The sequence below is a fragment of the Dorea phocaeensis genome (assembly GCF_900240315.1).
Classification (GTDB): Bacteria; Bacillota; Clostridia; order Lachnospirales; family Lachnospiraceae; genus Dorea_B; species Dorea_B phocaeensis.
In genome coordinates this window covers 71,213-87,943 of sequence record NZ_OEPZ01000006.1, presented here as the reverse complement: position 1 = coordinate 87,943, position 16,731 = coordinate 71,213, and the positions used below count along the sequence as shown (strand labels likewise).

At 45.7% G+C, this 16,731-nt stretch carries 13 protein-coding genes; 9 read left to right on the top strand and 4 right to left on the bottom strand.

The window, feature by feature from the left end:
• Positions 1-69: 69 nt before the first annotated feature.
• The 7 genes from araA to C0979_RS11290 all read left to right on the top strand — a co-directional run bounded on the left by araA (position 70) and on the right by C0979_RS11290 (position 11,394).
• Positions 70-1,569, top strand: a complete 1,500-nt coding sequence (gene araA, locus C0979_RS11320; protein WP_101696098.1) for an L-arabinose isomerase — start codon at positions 70-72, stop codon at positions 1,567-1,569.
• Positions 1,570-1,593: 24 nt separating this feature from the next.
• Positions 1,594-3,198 (top strand): xylulokinase, encoded by a 1,605-nt coding sequence (locus tag C0979_RS11315; protein ID WP_101696097.1) that lies wholly within the window; start codon positions 1,594-1,596, stop codon positions 3,196-3,198.
• Positions 3,199-3,291: 93 nt separating this feature from the next.
• On the top strand, positions 3,292-3,993 hold the full coding sequence (locus C0979_RS11310) for an L-ribulose-5-phosphate 4-epimerase (RefSeq protein ID WP_101696096.1): 702 nt from the start codon (positions 3,292-3,294) through the stop codon (positions 3,991-3,993).
• 79 nt (positions 3,994-4,072) lie between these two features.
• Positions 4,073-5,557: an L-fucose/L-arabinose isomerase family protein gene (locus tag C0979_RS11305; protein ID WP_101696095.1), complete on the top strand. Its 1,485-nt coding sequence runs from the start codon at positions 4,073-4,075 to the stop codon at positions 5,555-5,557.
• A gap of 314 nt (positions 5,558-5,871) precedes the next feature.
• Complete coding sequence (locus C0979_RS11300) at positions 5,872-8,418, top strand: cation-translocating P-type ATPase (RefSeq protein ID WP_101696094.1); 2,547 nt, start codon at positions 5,872-5,874, stop codon at positions 8,416-8,418.
• Positions 8,419-8,433: 15 nt separating this feature from the next.
• Positions 8,434-9,594 carry an AI-2E family transporter gene (locus tag C0979_RS11295; protein WP_101696093.1) on the top strand — a complete coding sequence of 387 codons (1,161 nt, stop codon included), beginning with the start codon at positions 8,434-8,436 and terminating at the stop codon, positions 9,592-9,594.
• A gap of 15 nt (positions 9,595-9,609) precedes the next feature.
• A complete protein-coding gene (locus tag C0979_RS11290; RefSeq protein WP_101696092.1) occupies positions 9,610-11,394 on the top strand; it encodes an aminopeptidase P family protein in 1,785 nt (594 codons plus the stop codon).
• A gap of 73 nt (positions 11,395-11,467) precedes the next feature.
• Here C0979_RS11290 and C0979_RS11285 read toward each other — a convergent pair whose 3' ends face one another.
• Positions 11,468-12,442, bottom strand: a complete 975-nt coding sequence (locus C0979_RS11285; RefSeq protein ID WP_101696091.1) for a dipeptidase — start codon at positions 12,440-12,442, stop codon at positions 11,468-11,470.
• 138 nt (positions 12,443-12,580) lie between these two features.
• Entirely contained in the window at positions 12,581-13,822 is a 1,242-nt protein-coding gene (locus C0979_RS11280; protein ID WP_101696090.1) for a DUF819 family protein, read from the bottom strand.
• Positions 13,823-14,119: 297 nt separating this feature from the next.
• On the opposite strand from C0979_RS11280, the gene C0979_RS11275 reads away from it, so the two are divergent.
• Complete coding sequence (locus C0979_RS11275; protein WP_101696089.1) at positions 14,120-14,431, top strand: rhodanese-like domain-containing protein; 312 nt, start codon at positions 14,120-14,122, stop codon at positions 14,429-14,431.
• A 27-nt stretch (positions 14,432-14,458) separates the two neighbouring features.
• Here the strand turns inward: C0979_RS11275 and C0979_RS11270 are convergent, their stop codons facing one another.
• A complete protein-coding gene (locus C0979_RS11270; protein WP_101696088.1) occupies positions 14,459-15,064 on the bottom strand; it encodes a nucleoside recognition protein in 606 nt (201 codons plus the stop codon).
• Between the two features lie 52 nt (positions 15,065-15,116).
• Between C0979_RS11270 and C0979_RS11910 the strand changes: the two genes are divergently transcribed.
• The gene (locus C0979_RS11910) at positions 15,117-15,284 is read left to right on the top strand and encodes a hypothetical protein (protein WP_159459879.1); all 168 of its coding nucleotides are present in this window, start codon (positions 15,117-15,119) and stop codon (positions 15,282-15,284) included.
• Positions 15,285-15,290: 6 nt separating this feature from the next.
• Here C0979_RS11910 and C0979_RS11265 read toward each other — a convergent pair whose 3' ends face one another.
• Positions 15,291-16,652, bottom strand: a complete 1,362-nt coding sequence (locus tag C0979_RS11265; RefSeq protein ID WP_101696087.1) for an MATE family efflux transporter — start codon at positions 16,650-16,652, stop codon at positions 15,291-15,293.
• Positions 16,653-16,731: the final 79 nt, after the last annotated feature.

Below are 16,731 nucleotides of genomic sequence, written 5' to 3'. Positions count from 1 at the left end.
TACATCGTTTTATGTGTTATAAAAAATGAAAATATCAAAATATCAATGGAATAGAAAGGGACAGGTTCTATGTTAACAACGAAAAAATATCAGTTTTGGTTCTGTACAGGATCTCAGGATCTGTATGGAGATGAATGCTTAGAGCATGTAGCAGAGCATTCCCAAATTATGGTGGAGCGCTTAAATGCATCTGGAAATCTTCCTTTTGAATTAGTGTGGAAGCCAACGCTTCTGACGAACGAGATGATCAGAAAGACTTTCAATGAAGCAAACAATGACGAGAATTGTGCAGGTGTAATTACCTGGTGTCACACATTTTCTCCTGCAAAATCATGGATTATGGGACTTCAGGAGTACAGAAAGCCACTTCTTCACTTCCATACCCAGTTCAACCGAGAGATTCCATACGATACCATTGATATGGACTTTATGAATGAGAACCAGGCAGCTCACGGAGACCGGGAATTCGGACATATCTTTACCCGTCTTGGAAAGGTCAGAAAGATCGTGATGGGCTACTGGGAAGATGCAGACGTTCAGAAGCGGATCGGCGACTGGATGCGCACAGCAGTCGGCGTAGTTGAGAGCCGTCACGTGCGTGTAATGCGTATTGCAGACAATATGAGAAATGTAGCCGTTACCGAAGGCGACAAAGTAGAGGCACAGATCAAGTTCGGATGGGAAGTAGACGCTTATCCAGTGAACGAGATTGCAGAAGCTGTGGCTTGCGTTTCTCAGGCAGATATTGATACGCTGGTAGAAGAATATTACGATAAATATGACATCCTTCTGGAAGGAAGAGATGAGAAAGAATTCCGCAGACACGTAGCTGTTCAGGCTGGAATTGAGATCGGATTCGAGCGTTTCTTAGAAGAGAAGAATTATCAGGCAATCGTAACCCACTTCGGAGATCTGGGAGCGCTTCAGCAGCTTCCGGGACTTGCAATCCAGAGACTGATGGAGAAAGGTTACGGATTTGGTGGAGAAGGAGACTGGAAGACGGCAGCCATGGTTCGTGTAATGAAGGTTATGGCACAGGGCGTAAAGGATGCCAAGGGAACTTCCTTTATGGAAGACTACACCTACAATCTGGTTCCGGGTAAAGAAGGAATTCTGCAGGCGCACATGCTAGAGGTGTGTCCGACGATTGCAGACGGACCGATCAGCATCAAATGCCAGCCATTGTCCATGGGTGACAGAGAGGATCCGGCAAGACTGGTATTTACTTCTAAGACAGGTCCGGCGATTGCGACATCCCTCATTGACCTGGGAGATCGTTTCCGGCTGATCATCAATGATGTAGACTGCAAGAAGACCGAGAAACCGATGCCGAAGCTTCCGGTTGCAACTGCATTCTGGACACCGCAGCCGAACCTTCAGACAGGCGCAGAAGCATGGATCCTGGCAGGCGGCGCACATCACACAGCATTCTCTTATGACTTAACGGCAGAGCAGATGGGTGACTGGGCAGAAGCTATGGGAATCGAAGCTGTATACATTGATAAGAATACCAATATCCGCCAGTTCAAGAATGAACTGCGTTGGAACGATGCGGTATACCGTAGATAATAGATAAGAAAGGGAGATATAAAGATGAGCAGTAATGAGCAGATCAAAGCAGTCATCGAGAGCGGTAAAGCAGTTCTCGGACTGGAATTTGGTTCCACCAGAATCAAAGCGGTTCTGATCGATGAAGATCATAACCCAATCGCTTCCGGCGATCACGAGTGGGAGAACCGTCTGGATAATGGAATCTGGACATATACATTAGACGATATCTGGACCGGACTTCGGGACAGCTACCGCAAAATGACCGAGGACGTGAACGCAAAATACGGCGTGAAGCTGACGAAGATCGGAGCTATCGGATTCAGCGCTATGATGCATGGATACATGGCATTTGATAAGGAAGGAAACTTACTGGTTCCATTCCGTACCTGGAGAAATAACACCACAGGTCCTGCAGCTGAGGCGCTGACAGAACTCTTCCAGTACAATATTCCTGAGAGATGGAGTATTGCACATCTTTACCAGGCAATTTTAAATGGCGAAGAGCATGTAAAAGACATTGATTATATTACGACCCTTGCCGGATACATTCACTGGCAGCTGACAGGGGAGAAGGTGCTGGGAGTAGGAGACGCTTCCGGTATGTTCCCAATCGATATGGAGACAGGCAACTACGATGCAGCTATGGTTCAGAAGTTCGACGAACTGATTGCAGACAAGAAGTTCCCATGGACACTGACCGAGATTCTTCCGGTTGTAAAGACGGCAGGAGAAGAGGCTGGTACTTTGACAGCAGAAGGTGCAAAACTTTTAGATGAGAGCGGTGCATTAGAAGCAGGCGTTCCTCTTTGTCCACCGGAAGGTGATGCAGGAACAGGAATGGCAGCGACTAACAGTGTGGCAAGAAGAACAGGAAACGTATCTGCAGGAACCTCAATCTTTGCAATGATCGTACTGGAGCATGCACTTCAGAAAGTACACAAAGAGATTGATATGGTAACGACACCAGATGGAAGTCTGGTAGGTATGGTTCATGCAAATAACTGTACATCCGACTTAAATGCATGGGTAGGAATTTTCCGCGAGTTCGCAGAGAGCTTCGGAATCGACGTAGATATGAACAAGCTGTTCGGAACTCTGTACAACAAGGCATTGGAAGGAGACGTTGACTGCGGCGGACTTCTTTCTTACGGATATCTCTCTGGAGAGAATATTACCGGTGTAGAAGAAGGAAGACCAATGTTTGTCCGTACACCAAAGAGCAATTTCAATCTTGCAAACTTTATGAGAGCAAACCTCTCCACAGCGCTTGGAGCTCTGAAAGTGGGAATGGATATTCTTCTGAAAGAGGAAAATGTTGCGATCGATACCATTATGGGACACGGCGGTCTGTTCAAGACCAAAGGTGTGGGACAGAAGCTTCTCGCGGCAGCCATCGACACACCGGTATCTGTTATGAAGACAGCCGGAGAGGGTGGTCCTTGGGGAATGGCTCTTCTGGCATCCTACATGCTTCATAAAGCAGAAGGTGAAAGCCTTGGCGACTTCCTTGGAAACCGTGTATTCCACGGAGATACAGGGGAAAGCATGAGCCCAGACGCAGAGGATGTGAAGGGATTCGAGACCTTTATCGAGAGATACAAAGCAGGAATCGAAATCGAGAAGGCAGCTGGAGTACATCTCAACTAGGAATCGAAAATTCTTGTTTTAAAAACGCTTATAAAAGAGCAGGGCTGCGCAGGAAACAGCGCAGCCGAAAAAAGAAAAGAGAAGGTGACAAACATGCTGGAAGAATTAAAGAAAGAAGTCTATGAAGCGAACATGCTTCTTCCAAAATACGGTCTGGTAACATTTACCTGGGGAAATGTCAGCGGAATTGATCGTGAAAAGGGATTGTTCGTAATCAAGCCAAGTGGCGTGGAATATGACGAGTTAAAACCGGAAGACATGGTAGTCGTAGACTTAGATGGGAATAAAGTAGAAGGAGAATATAATCCATCTTCTGATACTGCAACTCATGTAGAACTCTACAACCGCTTCCCGAACATTGGCGGAGTCGTACATACACACTCTCCATGGGCAACAAGCTGGGCTCAGGCAGGCAGAGGAATTCCATGTTACGGAACGACTCACGCAGACTATCTGTACGGTGAAGTGCCATGCGTCAGAAATCTGACCAAAGAAGAGATTGACGAGGCATATGAGAAGAATACCGGCGTACTGATCGCAGATGAATTCGAGCGTCAGGGACGGGATTACGAGGCGACACCAGCCGTTCTGTGCAAGAACCACGGACCATTTACATGGGGAAAAGATGCACACGAAGCGGTACATAACGCAGTTGTACTGGAAGAAGTTGCTAAGATGGCAGCTCGCTGTGAGATGATCAATCCACAGAATGAGCCGGCTCCACAGGAGTTACAGGATAAGCATTACTACAGAAAACATGGAGCAAATGCTTATTATGGACAGCCGGGAAAGTAAAAGACTGTTCAGACAAGAGGGATAGGAGACAGGGAATCATTCCCTGTATATAAAAATAAGGAAAAAGGAGATAACAACAATGATTAACATTCCAAAAATTAAAGTAGGTATCGTGGCAGTAAGCCGTGACTGTTTCCCGGAGAGTCTTTCCGTAAACAGAAGAAAAGCATTAGTAGACGCATACAAGGCAAAATACGATGAGGCAGATATTTATGAGTGTCCAGTATGTATCGTAGAGAGCGAGATTCATATGGTTCAGGCATTAGAGGATATCAAGAATGCAGGATGTAACGCACTTTGTGTATACCTTGGAAACTTCGGACCAGAGATTTCCGAGACATTGCTTGCAAAACATTTCGATGGACCAAAGATGTTCGTTGCAGCAGCTGAGGAATCTGGAGACAACCTGATTCAGGGACGTGGAGATGCATACTGTGGAATGCTGAACGCAAGCTACAACTTAAAGCTTCGTAACGTAAAAGCATATATCCCAGAGTATCCGGTTGGAACAGCTGAAGAGTGTGCAGACATGATTCACGACTTCCTTCCAATCGCACGTGCTGTAGAAGGTCTTCAGAACTTAAAGATCATCAGCTTTGGACCAAGACCGTTAAACTTCTTAGCATGTAACGCGCCAATCAAACAGCTTTACAACTTAGGCGTAGAGATCGAAGAGAACTCTGAGCTTGACCTCTTTGAAGCATTCAACAAGCATGCAGGAGACGAGAGAATCCCGGCTGTTGTGAAAGAGATGGAAGAAGAATTAGGAACTGGAAACAAGAAACCAGAGATCCTGACCAAGCTGGCTCAGTACGAACTGACACTGAAAGACTGGGTAGAGGAGCACAGAGGATACCGCAAATATGTAACAATCGCAGGAAAATGCTGGCCTGCATTCCAGACACAGTTTGGATTCGTTCCATGTTATGTAAACAGCCGTTTGGCATCTCAGGGAATCCCAGTATCCTGTGAGGTAGATATCTACGGAGCTCTCAGCGAGTTCATCGGAACTGTTGTCAGCCAGGATGCAGTAACACTCCTTGATATCAACAACTCTGTTCCTGCAGATATGTACAAATCTGAGATTGAAGGAAAATTCGATTATACACACAAAGATACCTTTATGGCATTCCACTGCGGAAATACAGCATCAAGCAAGATCTGCTGCGGAGAGATGAAGTATCAGGTGATCATGGCAAGAACACTTCCAGAAGAGGTAACACAGGGAACCTTAGAAGGAGATATCATGCCTGGAGATATCACATTCTTCCGTCTGCAGAGCACAGCAGATAACATTCTGCGCGGATACATTGCAAATGGAGAGATCCTTCCAGTAGCAACACGTTCCTTCGGTTCTATCGGTATTTTCGCAATTCCGGAGATGGGAAGATTCTACCGTCACGTACTGATCGAGGGTGGATATCCACATCACGGAGCCGTTGCATTCGGACACCATGGAAAAGCTCTTTACGAAGTATTTAAGTACATCGGAGTTCCAGTAGAAGAGATCGGATACAACCAGCCAGCAGGCGTGAAGTACCCAACTGAGAATCCATGGGGATAAGATTTAGCCAATACCAAAGATAATATATAGAGAGGAAGAAGCAGGTTTCCAATGAGGGGGGAGCCTGCTTCTTTTAATAATAGTTTTACAATTGTATATAGATAAAATATTGACAGCGTGTATATTTTCCTGTATATTATGGAATAATAAAAGGGAGTAACTTGCGCTGATAGGAAATGAGTAATCAGCGTTTGCGATGTCGTCAATACGATGAGAGATCATCCGTATCGTAATGAAATAGTGAGACTTTTATTGCATAGAAAATATATGCAATAGGAGTCTCTTTTTCTATTGCAGGAAAGTGAGGAAAACAAATGTTAACAAGTGAACAGGCAAAGAAAAACCAAGAAAAGTATGGATTTAACGAGCTTGTAGAAGGCAAGAAGAAAAGCACTCTTCAGATTTTTCTGGAGCAGTTCAAGGACTTTCTGGTAATCATTCTGATTATTGCAGCTGTGGTATCGGGATTTCTGGGAGATGCGGAGAGTTCTATCGTAATCTTTGTGGTAATTACGGTGAATGCGATCCTTGGAACCGTACAGACGGTAAAAGCAGAGCAGTCATTGAATAGTTTGAAGAAGCTGTCTGCACCGGAGGCAAAGGTCATCCGTGACGGTGTGCTGATGCAGATTCCATCTAGAGAGGTAACCATCGGGGATGAAGTGATCATTGAGGCGGGAGACTGTATCCCGGCTGATGGAAAATTATTAGAGTGTGCAAGCCTGAAGGTGGACGAAAGTGCGCTGACGGGAGAAAGCTTATCTGTTGAGAAGTCTCTTGATGAAGTTCCGGAAGGCGCAGCCCTTGGAGATCAGACCAACCGGGTATTCTCAGGAAGCTTTGCAACTTATGGGCGTGCGACCTGTGAAGTGACGGCGATCGGTATGGAGACAGAGGTCGGAAAGATTGCGAAGCTTCTTAAGACAACCTCTGAAAAGCGGACGCCTCTTCAGATCAACCTGGATGAGTTTGGAAAGAAATTGTCGATTATTATTTTGATTTTCTGTGGAATCTTATTCGGAATCAATGTGATCCGCGGTGGTTCCGCAGTGGATGCGTTCCTGTTTGCAGTAGCCCTTGCGGTAGCTGCGATTCCGGAAGCGTTAAGCTCGATTGTAACGATTGTATTGTCATTTGGTACTCAGAAAATGGCGAAAGAACACGCCATCATCCGAAAACTGCAGGCTGTAGAGGGACTGGGAAGTGTGTCTATCGTCTGCTCTGATAAAACGGGTACGCTGACCCAGAATAAGATGACGGTAGAAGATTACTATGTAGATGAGAAACGGATTGCTGCAGCAGATATTGATCTTGCAGACGGCAATCAGGAGCGTCTGCTTACGAGCAGTATCCTTTGCAATGATTCCACTAATGCAGACGGACAGGAGATTGGAGATCCGACAGAGACGGCTCTTATTAATCTGGGAAGTAAGTTGGGAAGAGAAGCTGCGGATGTTAGAGCACAGTATCCAAGACAGCTGGAGATTCCGTTTGACAGTGACAGAAAGCTGATGTCTACGGTGCATACACTTCAGGGACAGCAGACCATGATCGTCAAAGGAGCGGTAGACGTGCTTCTGACTCGTATGACTTCCATCCGAATTGGCGATACTGTAAGAGAACTGACGAAAGAAGACAAAGAGAAAATCGAGGCGCAGAACTTGGAATTTTCCAGAGGCGGACTCCGCGTGCTGGCATTTGCCTATAAAGAGCTAAAAGGGCAGGAAACATTGGGACTGGAAGATGAGCAGGATCTGATCTTCTTAGGATTGATTTCTATGATGGATCCGCCGCGTGAGGAATCAAAGGCAGCCGTAGCAGAATGTATCCGCGCAGGCATTAAGCCGATTATGATTACCGGCGATCACAAGATTACAGCGGCAGCTATTGCAAAGAGAATCGGGATCTTGAAGGATGAGTCTGAGGCCTGTGAGGGCGCTGTGATCGAGGACATGTCCGATGAAGAGTTAAAAAGCTTCGTAGAAGGAATCTCCGTCTACGCCAGAGTATCACCGGAGCATAAGATCCGTATCGTACGTGCATGGCAGGAGAAAGGCAATATCGTGGCGATGACCGGAGACGGTGTCAATGACGCGCCGGCTTTAAAACAGGCAGACATCGGTGTGGCAATGGGAATTACAGGAAGTGAAGTTTCCAAGGATGCCGCTGCAATGGTATTGACAGATGATAATTTTGCAACTATTGTTAAAGCAGTGGAAAATGGACGAAATATTTATCAGAATATCAAGAATTCTATTCAGTTCCTGTTATCTGGTAACTTTGGAGCGATTCTTGCGGTACTGTATGCGTCCATCGCAGGACTTCCGGTTCCATTTGCCCCGGTGCATTTGCTCTTTATTAACCTGCTGACAGACAGTCTTCCGGCGATTGCATTGGGATTAGAGCCTCACAGCAAAGATGTAATGAATGAGAAACCGCGTCCGATGAATGAATCGATTCTGACGAAGGATTATCTTCTGAGCATCGGAACAGAAGGTTTAAGCATCGGCGTGATGACGATGATTGCGTTCCTGATTGGATTAAACAGCGGCGGTGCGCTGCTTGCAAGTACCATGGCATTTGGTACGCTGTGTACAAGCCGTTTGGTACATGGATTCAACTGTAAGGCAAAGAAGCCGGTGATTTTTACGAAGAAATTTTTCAATAATATTTACCTGATCGGAGCATTCTTAATCGGTCTGGTATTGATTACCGGTGTGCTGACAATTCCGGCGCTTCACGGTATCTTTAAGGTGGCTACCCTGAGTATGGGACAGCTCTTTACCGTATATGGTCTTGCACTTTTGAATCTGCCAATCATCCAGATTCTGAAATGGATCCGTACACGGAAAGAAAAATAAGGATTGGAGGACTTCATGGAGTTAAATCGTGATACCATAAGGAAAATAAGAGGACTGATTGTGTTTACAGCGCTGGTGATCGTATGCCTGTGGAAACACGAGATGGTATTTGATATTTTGGGATTCGTATTTGGTATCCTGTTTCCATTTATTTTGGGCGGAGCAATTGCCTTCGTCCTGAATGTGCCGATGTCGTTTATTGAGCGGCACCTCTTTCCTGAAGAACGAAGAGAGAAATCCAAAGGGATGAAGAAACTTGCCAGACCGGTCAGTATGCTGATTGTGCTGTTTGCGGTAATCGCAGTGATTGGGCTTGTCATGTTCGTAGTGCTGCCGCAGCTTGCGAGTACATTTGCCGGATTGGGAAAAAGTATTCAGGCGTTCATTCCGCAGGTGCAGGAATGGGCAGATCAGCTGTTTCACAATAATGATGAGATTATGAATTGGGTGAACAGCCTGGAATTTGACTGGAATAAGATTATGAATGCAGTGATAGACTTCTTCCGAAACGGTGCTGGAAGCGTGTTGAATTCAACGCTGACGGCGGCGAGAAGTATCGTGAGCGGTTTGACAACATTCTTTATTTCATTTGTGTTTGCAGTATATATTCTGCTTCAGAAGGAGAAGCTGTCTGTACAGGCTAAGAAGGTGCTGTTCGCATTTGCAAGAAAGGGGCGTGCAGAGGCAACGCTGGAAGTATTGGCTCTGACTTATAATACTTTCTCTAGTTTCCTGACGGGACAGTGTGTGGAAGCGGTGATCTTAGGAAGTATGTTCGTAGTCACGATGACGATTTTGAAGCTGCCATATGCGCTTTTGGTGGGAATCTTAATTGCGTTTACGGCATTGATTCCGATCTTCGGAGCGTTTATTGGATGTGTGGTTGGAGCATTTTTGATCTTTATGGTAGACCCGGTGAAGGCGCTGATCTTTATTGTAATGTTCTTGGTACTGCAGCAAATAGAAGGAAATCTTATTTACCCTCATGTGGTGGGCAGTTCGGTGGGACTGCCGTCCATCTGGGTACTGGCTGCGGTTACGATTGGAGGAAATCTGCTGGGAATCGTGGGAATGTTGATCTTTATTCCGCTGGTTTCTGTCGTGTACGCTTTATTTAGAGAGATTGTGTATCTGAAATTGAAGCAGCGGAAGATTTCTCCGGAAGAGATTGTGTGAGGAAGGAAGACGAAGATGATGGCAGCAGAGAGAATTGAGAAGTTAAGAGTGGAAATGAGACGGGAAGGGATAGACTGTTATGTCGTCCCTTCCGCTGATTTTCACCAAAGTGAATATGTGGGAGACTATTTTCATGCGAGGGAGTATCTGACCGGATTTACAGGGTCGGCAGGAACGGCGGTGATCACAGCAGAGGAAGCTGTTCTTTTTACAGATGGCAGATATTTTATCCAGGCAGAAAAGGAACTAAAAGGGATGTCCATTCAATTGATGAAGATGGGAGAACCGGGAGTTCCTACGTTGAAGGAATATGTAAGAAAGATGCTTCCGGATCAGGGTGTCCTTGGATTTGATGGGCGTGTGATCTCTATGGAGGATGGCTGTGAATATGAGAAAATGGTGACCGCTAAGGGTGGTGCGATCCGATATGAAAGTGATTTGATTGACAGAATTTGGACGAATCGGCCATCCCTTTCTAAGGAACCGGCATTTGAGCTGGATGTGTGCTACGCGGGTGAATCGGTGGAAGAGAAGCTTGCGCGAGTTCGTAAGGAGATGGAAAAGGTCGGTGCAGATTGGCATGTTTTGACGACACTTGACGATATTGGATGGCTTTTGAATCTGCGAGGAAATGATATTTCATTTTTCCCGATGGTGCTGGCTTATGCATTAATTAGTATGAGGGAAGTGAGGCTTTATATCGATTCGGATAAGCTTGGAGAAGACTTAAAGGCGAGACTTGCCCGCGCGGGAGTCCGATTTTTTGCATATGAAGAGATTTACCGGGAGATAGGGAAGCTTACGAATACGACACTCCTTCTGGATCGAGCGCGCATGAACTATGCATTGTACCGGGAGATCCCAGGTAGTGTGGCGGTAGTGGAAGCCGCTAACCCAGAGGTGATGTTCAAGTGTCGTAAGAATCCCGTGGAGATTGCGAATATTAGAAAGGCTCAGATGAAGGACAGTGTATGCCATATCCGATTTATGAAATGGCTGAAAGAACACGTAGGAACGGAGCGGATTACGGAAATCAGCGCTTCTGAGAAGCTGGATGAATTCCGAAGAGGACAGGAGCATTTTATCAGGCCAAGCTTTGATCCGATCGCAGCGGCAGGAGAGCATGGGGCGATTGTGCATTATTCGGCGACAGAAGAGACGGACAAAGAGCTTAAGCCGGGGATGTTGTTTTTGACGGATACGGGAGCTGGATTTTATGAAGGATCTACGGATATTACGAGAACTTATGCTTTGGGAGAGATTCCTCAGGAAATGAAGGAAGACTTTACGCTGGTTGCGATCAGTAATCTTTCGCTGGCGAATGCAAAGTTTTTGGAAGGGTGTACGGGTGTGAATCTGGACATCCTTTCCAGAAAGCCGTTTTGGGACAGGGGACGGGATTTTAAGCATGGAACTGGACACGGTGTTGGCTATCTTCTGAACATCCACGAGGGGCCGATTGCGTTTCGCTGGAGGGGCGTTCCCGGGGGAATGCCGGCCTTTGAAGAGGGAATGGTGATTACGGACGAGCCGGGAATTTATATCGAAGGATCTCACGGGATCCGTTTGGAAAATGAGCTGTTAGTGCGAAAGGCAGAGCAGAACGAATATGGGCAGTTTTTGCATTTTGAACCGCTTACCCTTGTGCCGATGGATTTGGACGCGATTGTGCCGGAAATGATGAGCGAGGACGAGAAGCGCATGTTAAATGCCTACCATAAGAAAGTATATGAAGAGATATCGCCATATCTGAGTGAAGAGGAGCGGGTATGGCTTCTGGAATACACAAGAGAAATATAGAGAATAAGGAAACTTTAGATAGGGGAACCGCCACGGAAAATTTACTTTTCTGTGGCGGTTTCTCTGTGAATCATTATTTAATCACTTCTTTGATAATACGATGCCAGTTCTTGTAGGCGATCTTTTCAATCTCATCTTCATGGAAGCCAACTCGCTTCATTTCAGCGATGACGTTTGGCACGTGGGAGGCATCTTCCAAACCGATCGTATAAGGATTTGCCTGGCTGCTGAAAGAGCTTAAGGTATCGCCGCACAGGAATTCGGAGAAATCAAATCCAAATCCGACATGATCAATTCCCATTACCTCTACCATATGTACCAGATGTTTTACCAGATTTTCTACTGTCTGCTTGTCCTCTTCGGCATGGACGAATTCATTGAAGGAATTTAATCCGGCGATGCCTCCGGTTCTGGCCAGTTCTTTTAGCTGGTCATCCATCAGATTCCGGCGCTGGTTGCAGAGAGCGCGGCTGTTAGAGTGAGTGGCAACGACCGGTCCATGAGCTGTTGAGAGCAGATCCCAAAAAGACGTATCATTTAGATGGGATACATCAAGGATCATTCCCAGGTCTTCGAGTTTATGGACAGCTCTCTTTCCAAGATCCGTAAGTCCTCGTTCCGGAGTGCCAAGAGCTCCGGTTGCCAGAGGATTTTCTTCGTTCCAGGTAAGACTTGCGTGTCTTGCACCGAATTTATAAAATTCATCAATCATGTCCACGTCTTCGCCAATGCTTTTTAAACCTTCCAGTCCAATGAAGGCATACATCTTGCCTTCTTCCTTCGCTTTCATCATATCTTCGTAAGAACGGGAAACCTTTAGGATGTCGGCGCATTCCGGTTCTTCCTGAGTGATGGCAGCCATCATTTGATGGGTACGTTTCAGTGGATCGGCATCGAATGGAGGATCGTTCCAGATTACAAAGATGCCGCCCTCGATTTGACCTTTTTTCAGGCGTTCATAGTGATATTTGCGAAAAATATCGTGTTCCTGATTCAAGTAATGGTGTGTAACGTCAGTCCATATGTCGCAATGTGCATCAAAGTTCATAAGCAGACCCCTTTCTGTTATTTGTGAAATATTTAATTAATAAAATACAGGAGCGATATTGGAATCCGCCCCTGTATTCTTCCTCTCAATGAAAACTTTATCTTTATTCAGTTGTAATTCCCCTATTGACCAAATCTTTTATAATCCAAGGATACTTCCTACGATTAATCCGAAGTAGGTACCAAGTACATATCCCAATGTACCAACCAGTACGATTGGTCCGACCAGTTTGGTCCATCCTTTTGATACAGCCATAGCAGCAGCGGTTGTAGGTCCACCGATGTTGGCATTAGAAGCAAGGATGATATCTTCCAGGTTGAATTTCAGTAATTTACCAGCTACAAGGCTGAAGAGCATATTTACTGCAACTACGATTGCTGCGAATACAAGCAGTAATGGAGAGTTCTTAATAATCATCGGAACAGATGCAGGTACACCGATTACGAAGAAGAACAGGTAAATCAGGAAAGTACCAAGTTCGTTTGTTCCTTTGATTTCTCCAAAGAATCCAGGTGCAAATGTTGCACATGCCATGGAAATGGTAGTAATCCACAGATACATGTTACCAAATAAGGTGTTAAGCATCTGCAATACAGGATTGCTTGTTGGAATAATTGCTGTAAATACGCCGCCGATAATATTGGAGATTGCCACAATTGTAAATGCAGTAGCGGCTGCGAGAGCAATGTCCTTTAAGGAGATTTCTTTTCTTCCCCAGAAAGCTGCTGCGTTGGTTTCACCGGCTTTTTTGTTTCCGGAAGCGCTGGCTGCTTCAATCTCATCTACGTAAGGATGTTTGTAGTGTTTGCGGAAGAAACCGATGGATGGCATTGCGATCAGTACAAAGAAGTATAATGCCATCAGTAAGTTATCTGCAACAGTAGCTGCAGAAATCATATCTCCAGATACTTCAAATGCAGCGCCAAGTGCAGCAAAGTTTACAGTACCGCCGATGTAAGTACCGGTGAATACGCCAGCCAGTCCGTCAAGTTCAGGAATAAAGTTTCCTAAAACCGCGTAACCAAGGAGTGCGCCGCAGGCAGTACCAACAGAACCAATTAAGAAAATAATCAGGATACGTCCAGCTTCTTTTCCGATTTTACGCATATCACACTGTAATAACAAAAGTGGAATAGCAAGCGGTACTACGTATCCCCATACTGCATCCCATACAGGTGCAGCCATTGGAATGATACCAAAGTTAGATAAAATAATTGCGAGCACCAGAGCAATGATTGCTCCCGTTACTTTTGCGGCCCAGTCGTACTTCTGCTCTAAATAAATAGCAGTAGCAGCGCCCAGTGCACAAATAGCCCACAATACCCAGGTGTTATCCGCTCCGATCAGCGGATTGTTCAGATCGAAAATATGTCCCCACATACTCTCTTCCTCCTTTCAGATGTCTAAATCGTGATGAACTTTTTGAATTCATCGATTGAATTAAAACTAGTGTATAACTTTTGGCGATAAAAGTCAATATTTATAGATAAAAGTCGGTATATTTATAACTATTAATAATAGTTTGTCGTATTTTGAGGAAATGTAAATTCAAAAGAAGATTTCTATGCAGAAAATCCGGAGTGTTTTCTTAAGAATTGTGATGTGATCACGGAGATTTGGACGGGTGTGCAGTATGCTGAAACCAAGAAACATTATCGTAGAAAAGGAGAGAAACATATGGGTTTATTTGATCGTTTACAGGATATGCCAAATCTGGAGGAAGGAATCAAAAAAGTGCAGGCGACACCGGGCGCGGTACTCTTGGATGTAAGATCTGTGGAAGAGTACAAGCAGGGACATTTGGAAGGAAGCGTGAATCTTCCGATTAATCAGATCCCAACGATAGACATTTCCAAAGATACCCCTATCTTTGTGTACTGTTTAAGTGGAGCAAGATCTAAGCGTGCGGAGAAATTTCTGCAAAAAAATGGATATCAGGCAGAGAATATTGGCGGGCTTGCCGGATATAAGGGAAAGCTGGTTGTATAGATCGGGCGGGGAACCGGTCACTTTTGGTTAGAAATGATGATCCCTGCATTTGCAGTAAAGGATGCCGGCGAGGGTGCTGATGGTGGTTGCGATGATTGCGGCGCCAACGATTGCGGCAGGATTGACGCTTCCATATTGGCTGCGGTAGGCAATGACGTTGACTGGAATCAGCTGCAGGGAAGAAATATTGAGAATCAGGAAGGTGCACATTTCATTGCTGGCAACGCCTTGTTTTTGCGCAGGCAGTCTGCTGTCACGGCGCTCCTGTTCTAAATTCGATAGTTCTTCCATTGCTTTTAGTCCGGCGGGAGTGGCTGCCCAGCCAAGGCCCAGAATGTTGGCAATTATATTGGTAGTGATGGCTTCTTCTGCCGGATGTCCATGGGGAAGGCGGGGGAACAAAAAATGGATCAGCGGACGGATTCGCCTGGATGCGCTGCGGATGATTCCGGATTTGGCGGCGATTTCCATAAGCCCCATCCAAAGAGACATGACGCCCATCATGGTAATACAAAGAGTAATGGCTTCTTTTGCAGAGTCAAGGGCTGCGTTTGTGATATCAGGCATGGTTCCTGAGAAGGCGGCAAAGATGACACCGGTCAGGATCATGCCTGCCCAGAGATAGTTGAGCATAGGATCGCTTTCTTTGAACCGTTTTTATAAGATATGCGGGGAAATATCAGATATGCAGAGAAATATCAGATATGCAGAGAAATATCTAATATGTATGATCTTTTCGGGCAAAGAAAGGAAGAGTCTGGGAACCGGGAAGTGTGAAGGGTGGGAACCGGACAGTGTGAAGTGTGAAAATCAGGCAGTGCGGAGCGTGAAAATCAGGCAGTGCGGAGCGTGAAATGGATCAGGATTTCAGGGAAGGCCAGACGGTGAACAGCATGGTAACAAAGCAGGCGGTGCCTCCGATGAAATTGGAGATTGGTTCCGCAAGGAAGACTCCGGTGGTTCCAAGACCTGCGATTTCCGGAAGGAGTAAGGTCAGTGGAATAACGATAATCACCTTTCTAAGCAGGGAGAAGAAGATGGCCTGACGGGATTTGCCAAGCGCTGTGAAGGTGGATTGTCCGGCAAATTGAAGGGACATCATAAAAATACCGAAAAAATATAAATGCATGGCTGGAACGCCCTGGCTTAAAAGTTCCGGTTCGTCGGTAAACAGCTGAATGAAAAAATGCGGGAAACAAAAAAGCAACGCCCATGCAGTCAGGGAAAGAAGGATACAGCATATGGTCGTGAAACGGATCGCAGATCTGACACGATCATATTTTTTTGCACCGTAATTAAAGCTCATAACCGGCTGCGCACCGGAAGTCAGACCGGTTACCGGCATGGTGACAATCTCTCGGATGGAATTGATGACAGTCATAATTCCGACGTAGAGATCTCCGCCATAATGCTGAAGGGTCGCATTGCAGATAATCTGAACGGAACCGTTGGTAATAGACATGACGAATCCGGACATTCCCAATGCGGAAATTTCTCGGATCAGTGGAGACTGTAGCTTAAGCTGTTTTCTTGATAACGGAATAATTTCTTTTTTATAAATTAGGAAATGAAGAACCCAGATTGCAGAGACCAACTGAGCGATAATGGTGGCAAGGGCAGCGCCCTTTACGCCCATTTGGAATACAAAAATAAATAACGGATCCAAAATTAAATTCAGCAAAGCGCCAATAGAAACGGTCAGCATTCCGGTGATCCCGTAGCCCTGCGCATTGATAAAATTATTCATTCCAAGGCTGATCATCACGAATAATGTACCGATGAGATAAATATTAAGGTAGGAAGCGGCGTATGGGTAGGTTGTGTCACTGGCGCCAAATAGGTAAAGAAGCGGTCGCTTGAACAGGCCGCAGAGGATGGAAAGTAAAAAGCCGGAGAGAACCAGCATGGAAAAGGAATTCCCCATAATTGCTCCGGCCTTCTCTGGTTCATCTGCGCCGCGGGCAATAGAAAATAATGGCGCGCCGCCCATGCCGAACAGATTTGCGAATGCAGTAATGATGGTGATGATGGGAAGTGTAAGCCCGATTCCAGTCAGCGCTTGGGAGGATGCATGCGGAATATGGCCGATGTAGATGCGGTCTACGACATTATATAAAACATTGATGAGCTGGGCAGCAGTCATGGGAAGTGCGAGACGAAGGATGTTCCCGGAAATGCTGCCGATGCTGAAATCATTTTTGGAAGCTGTGTGCTGTGACATGATAATCTCCGTTCCGCCGCCATAGCGGCAGCATATAGTAGAACTCTGCGCTTTGAAGCCGATTTGGTAAACGGTTCTG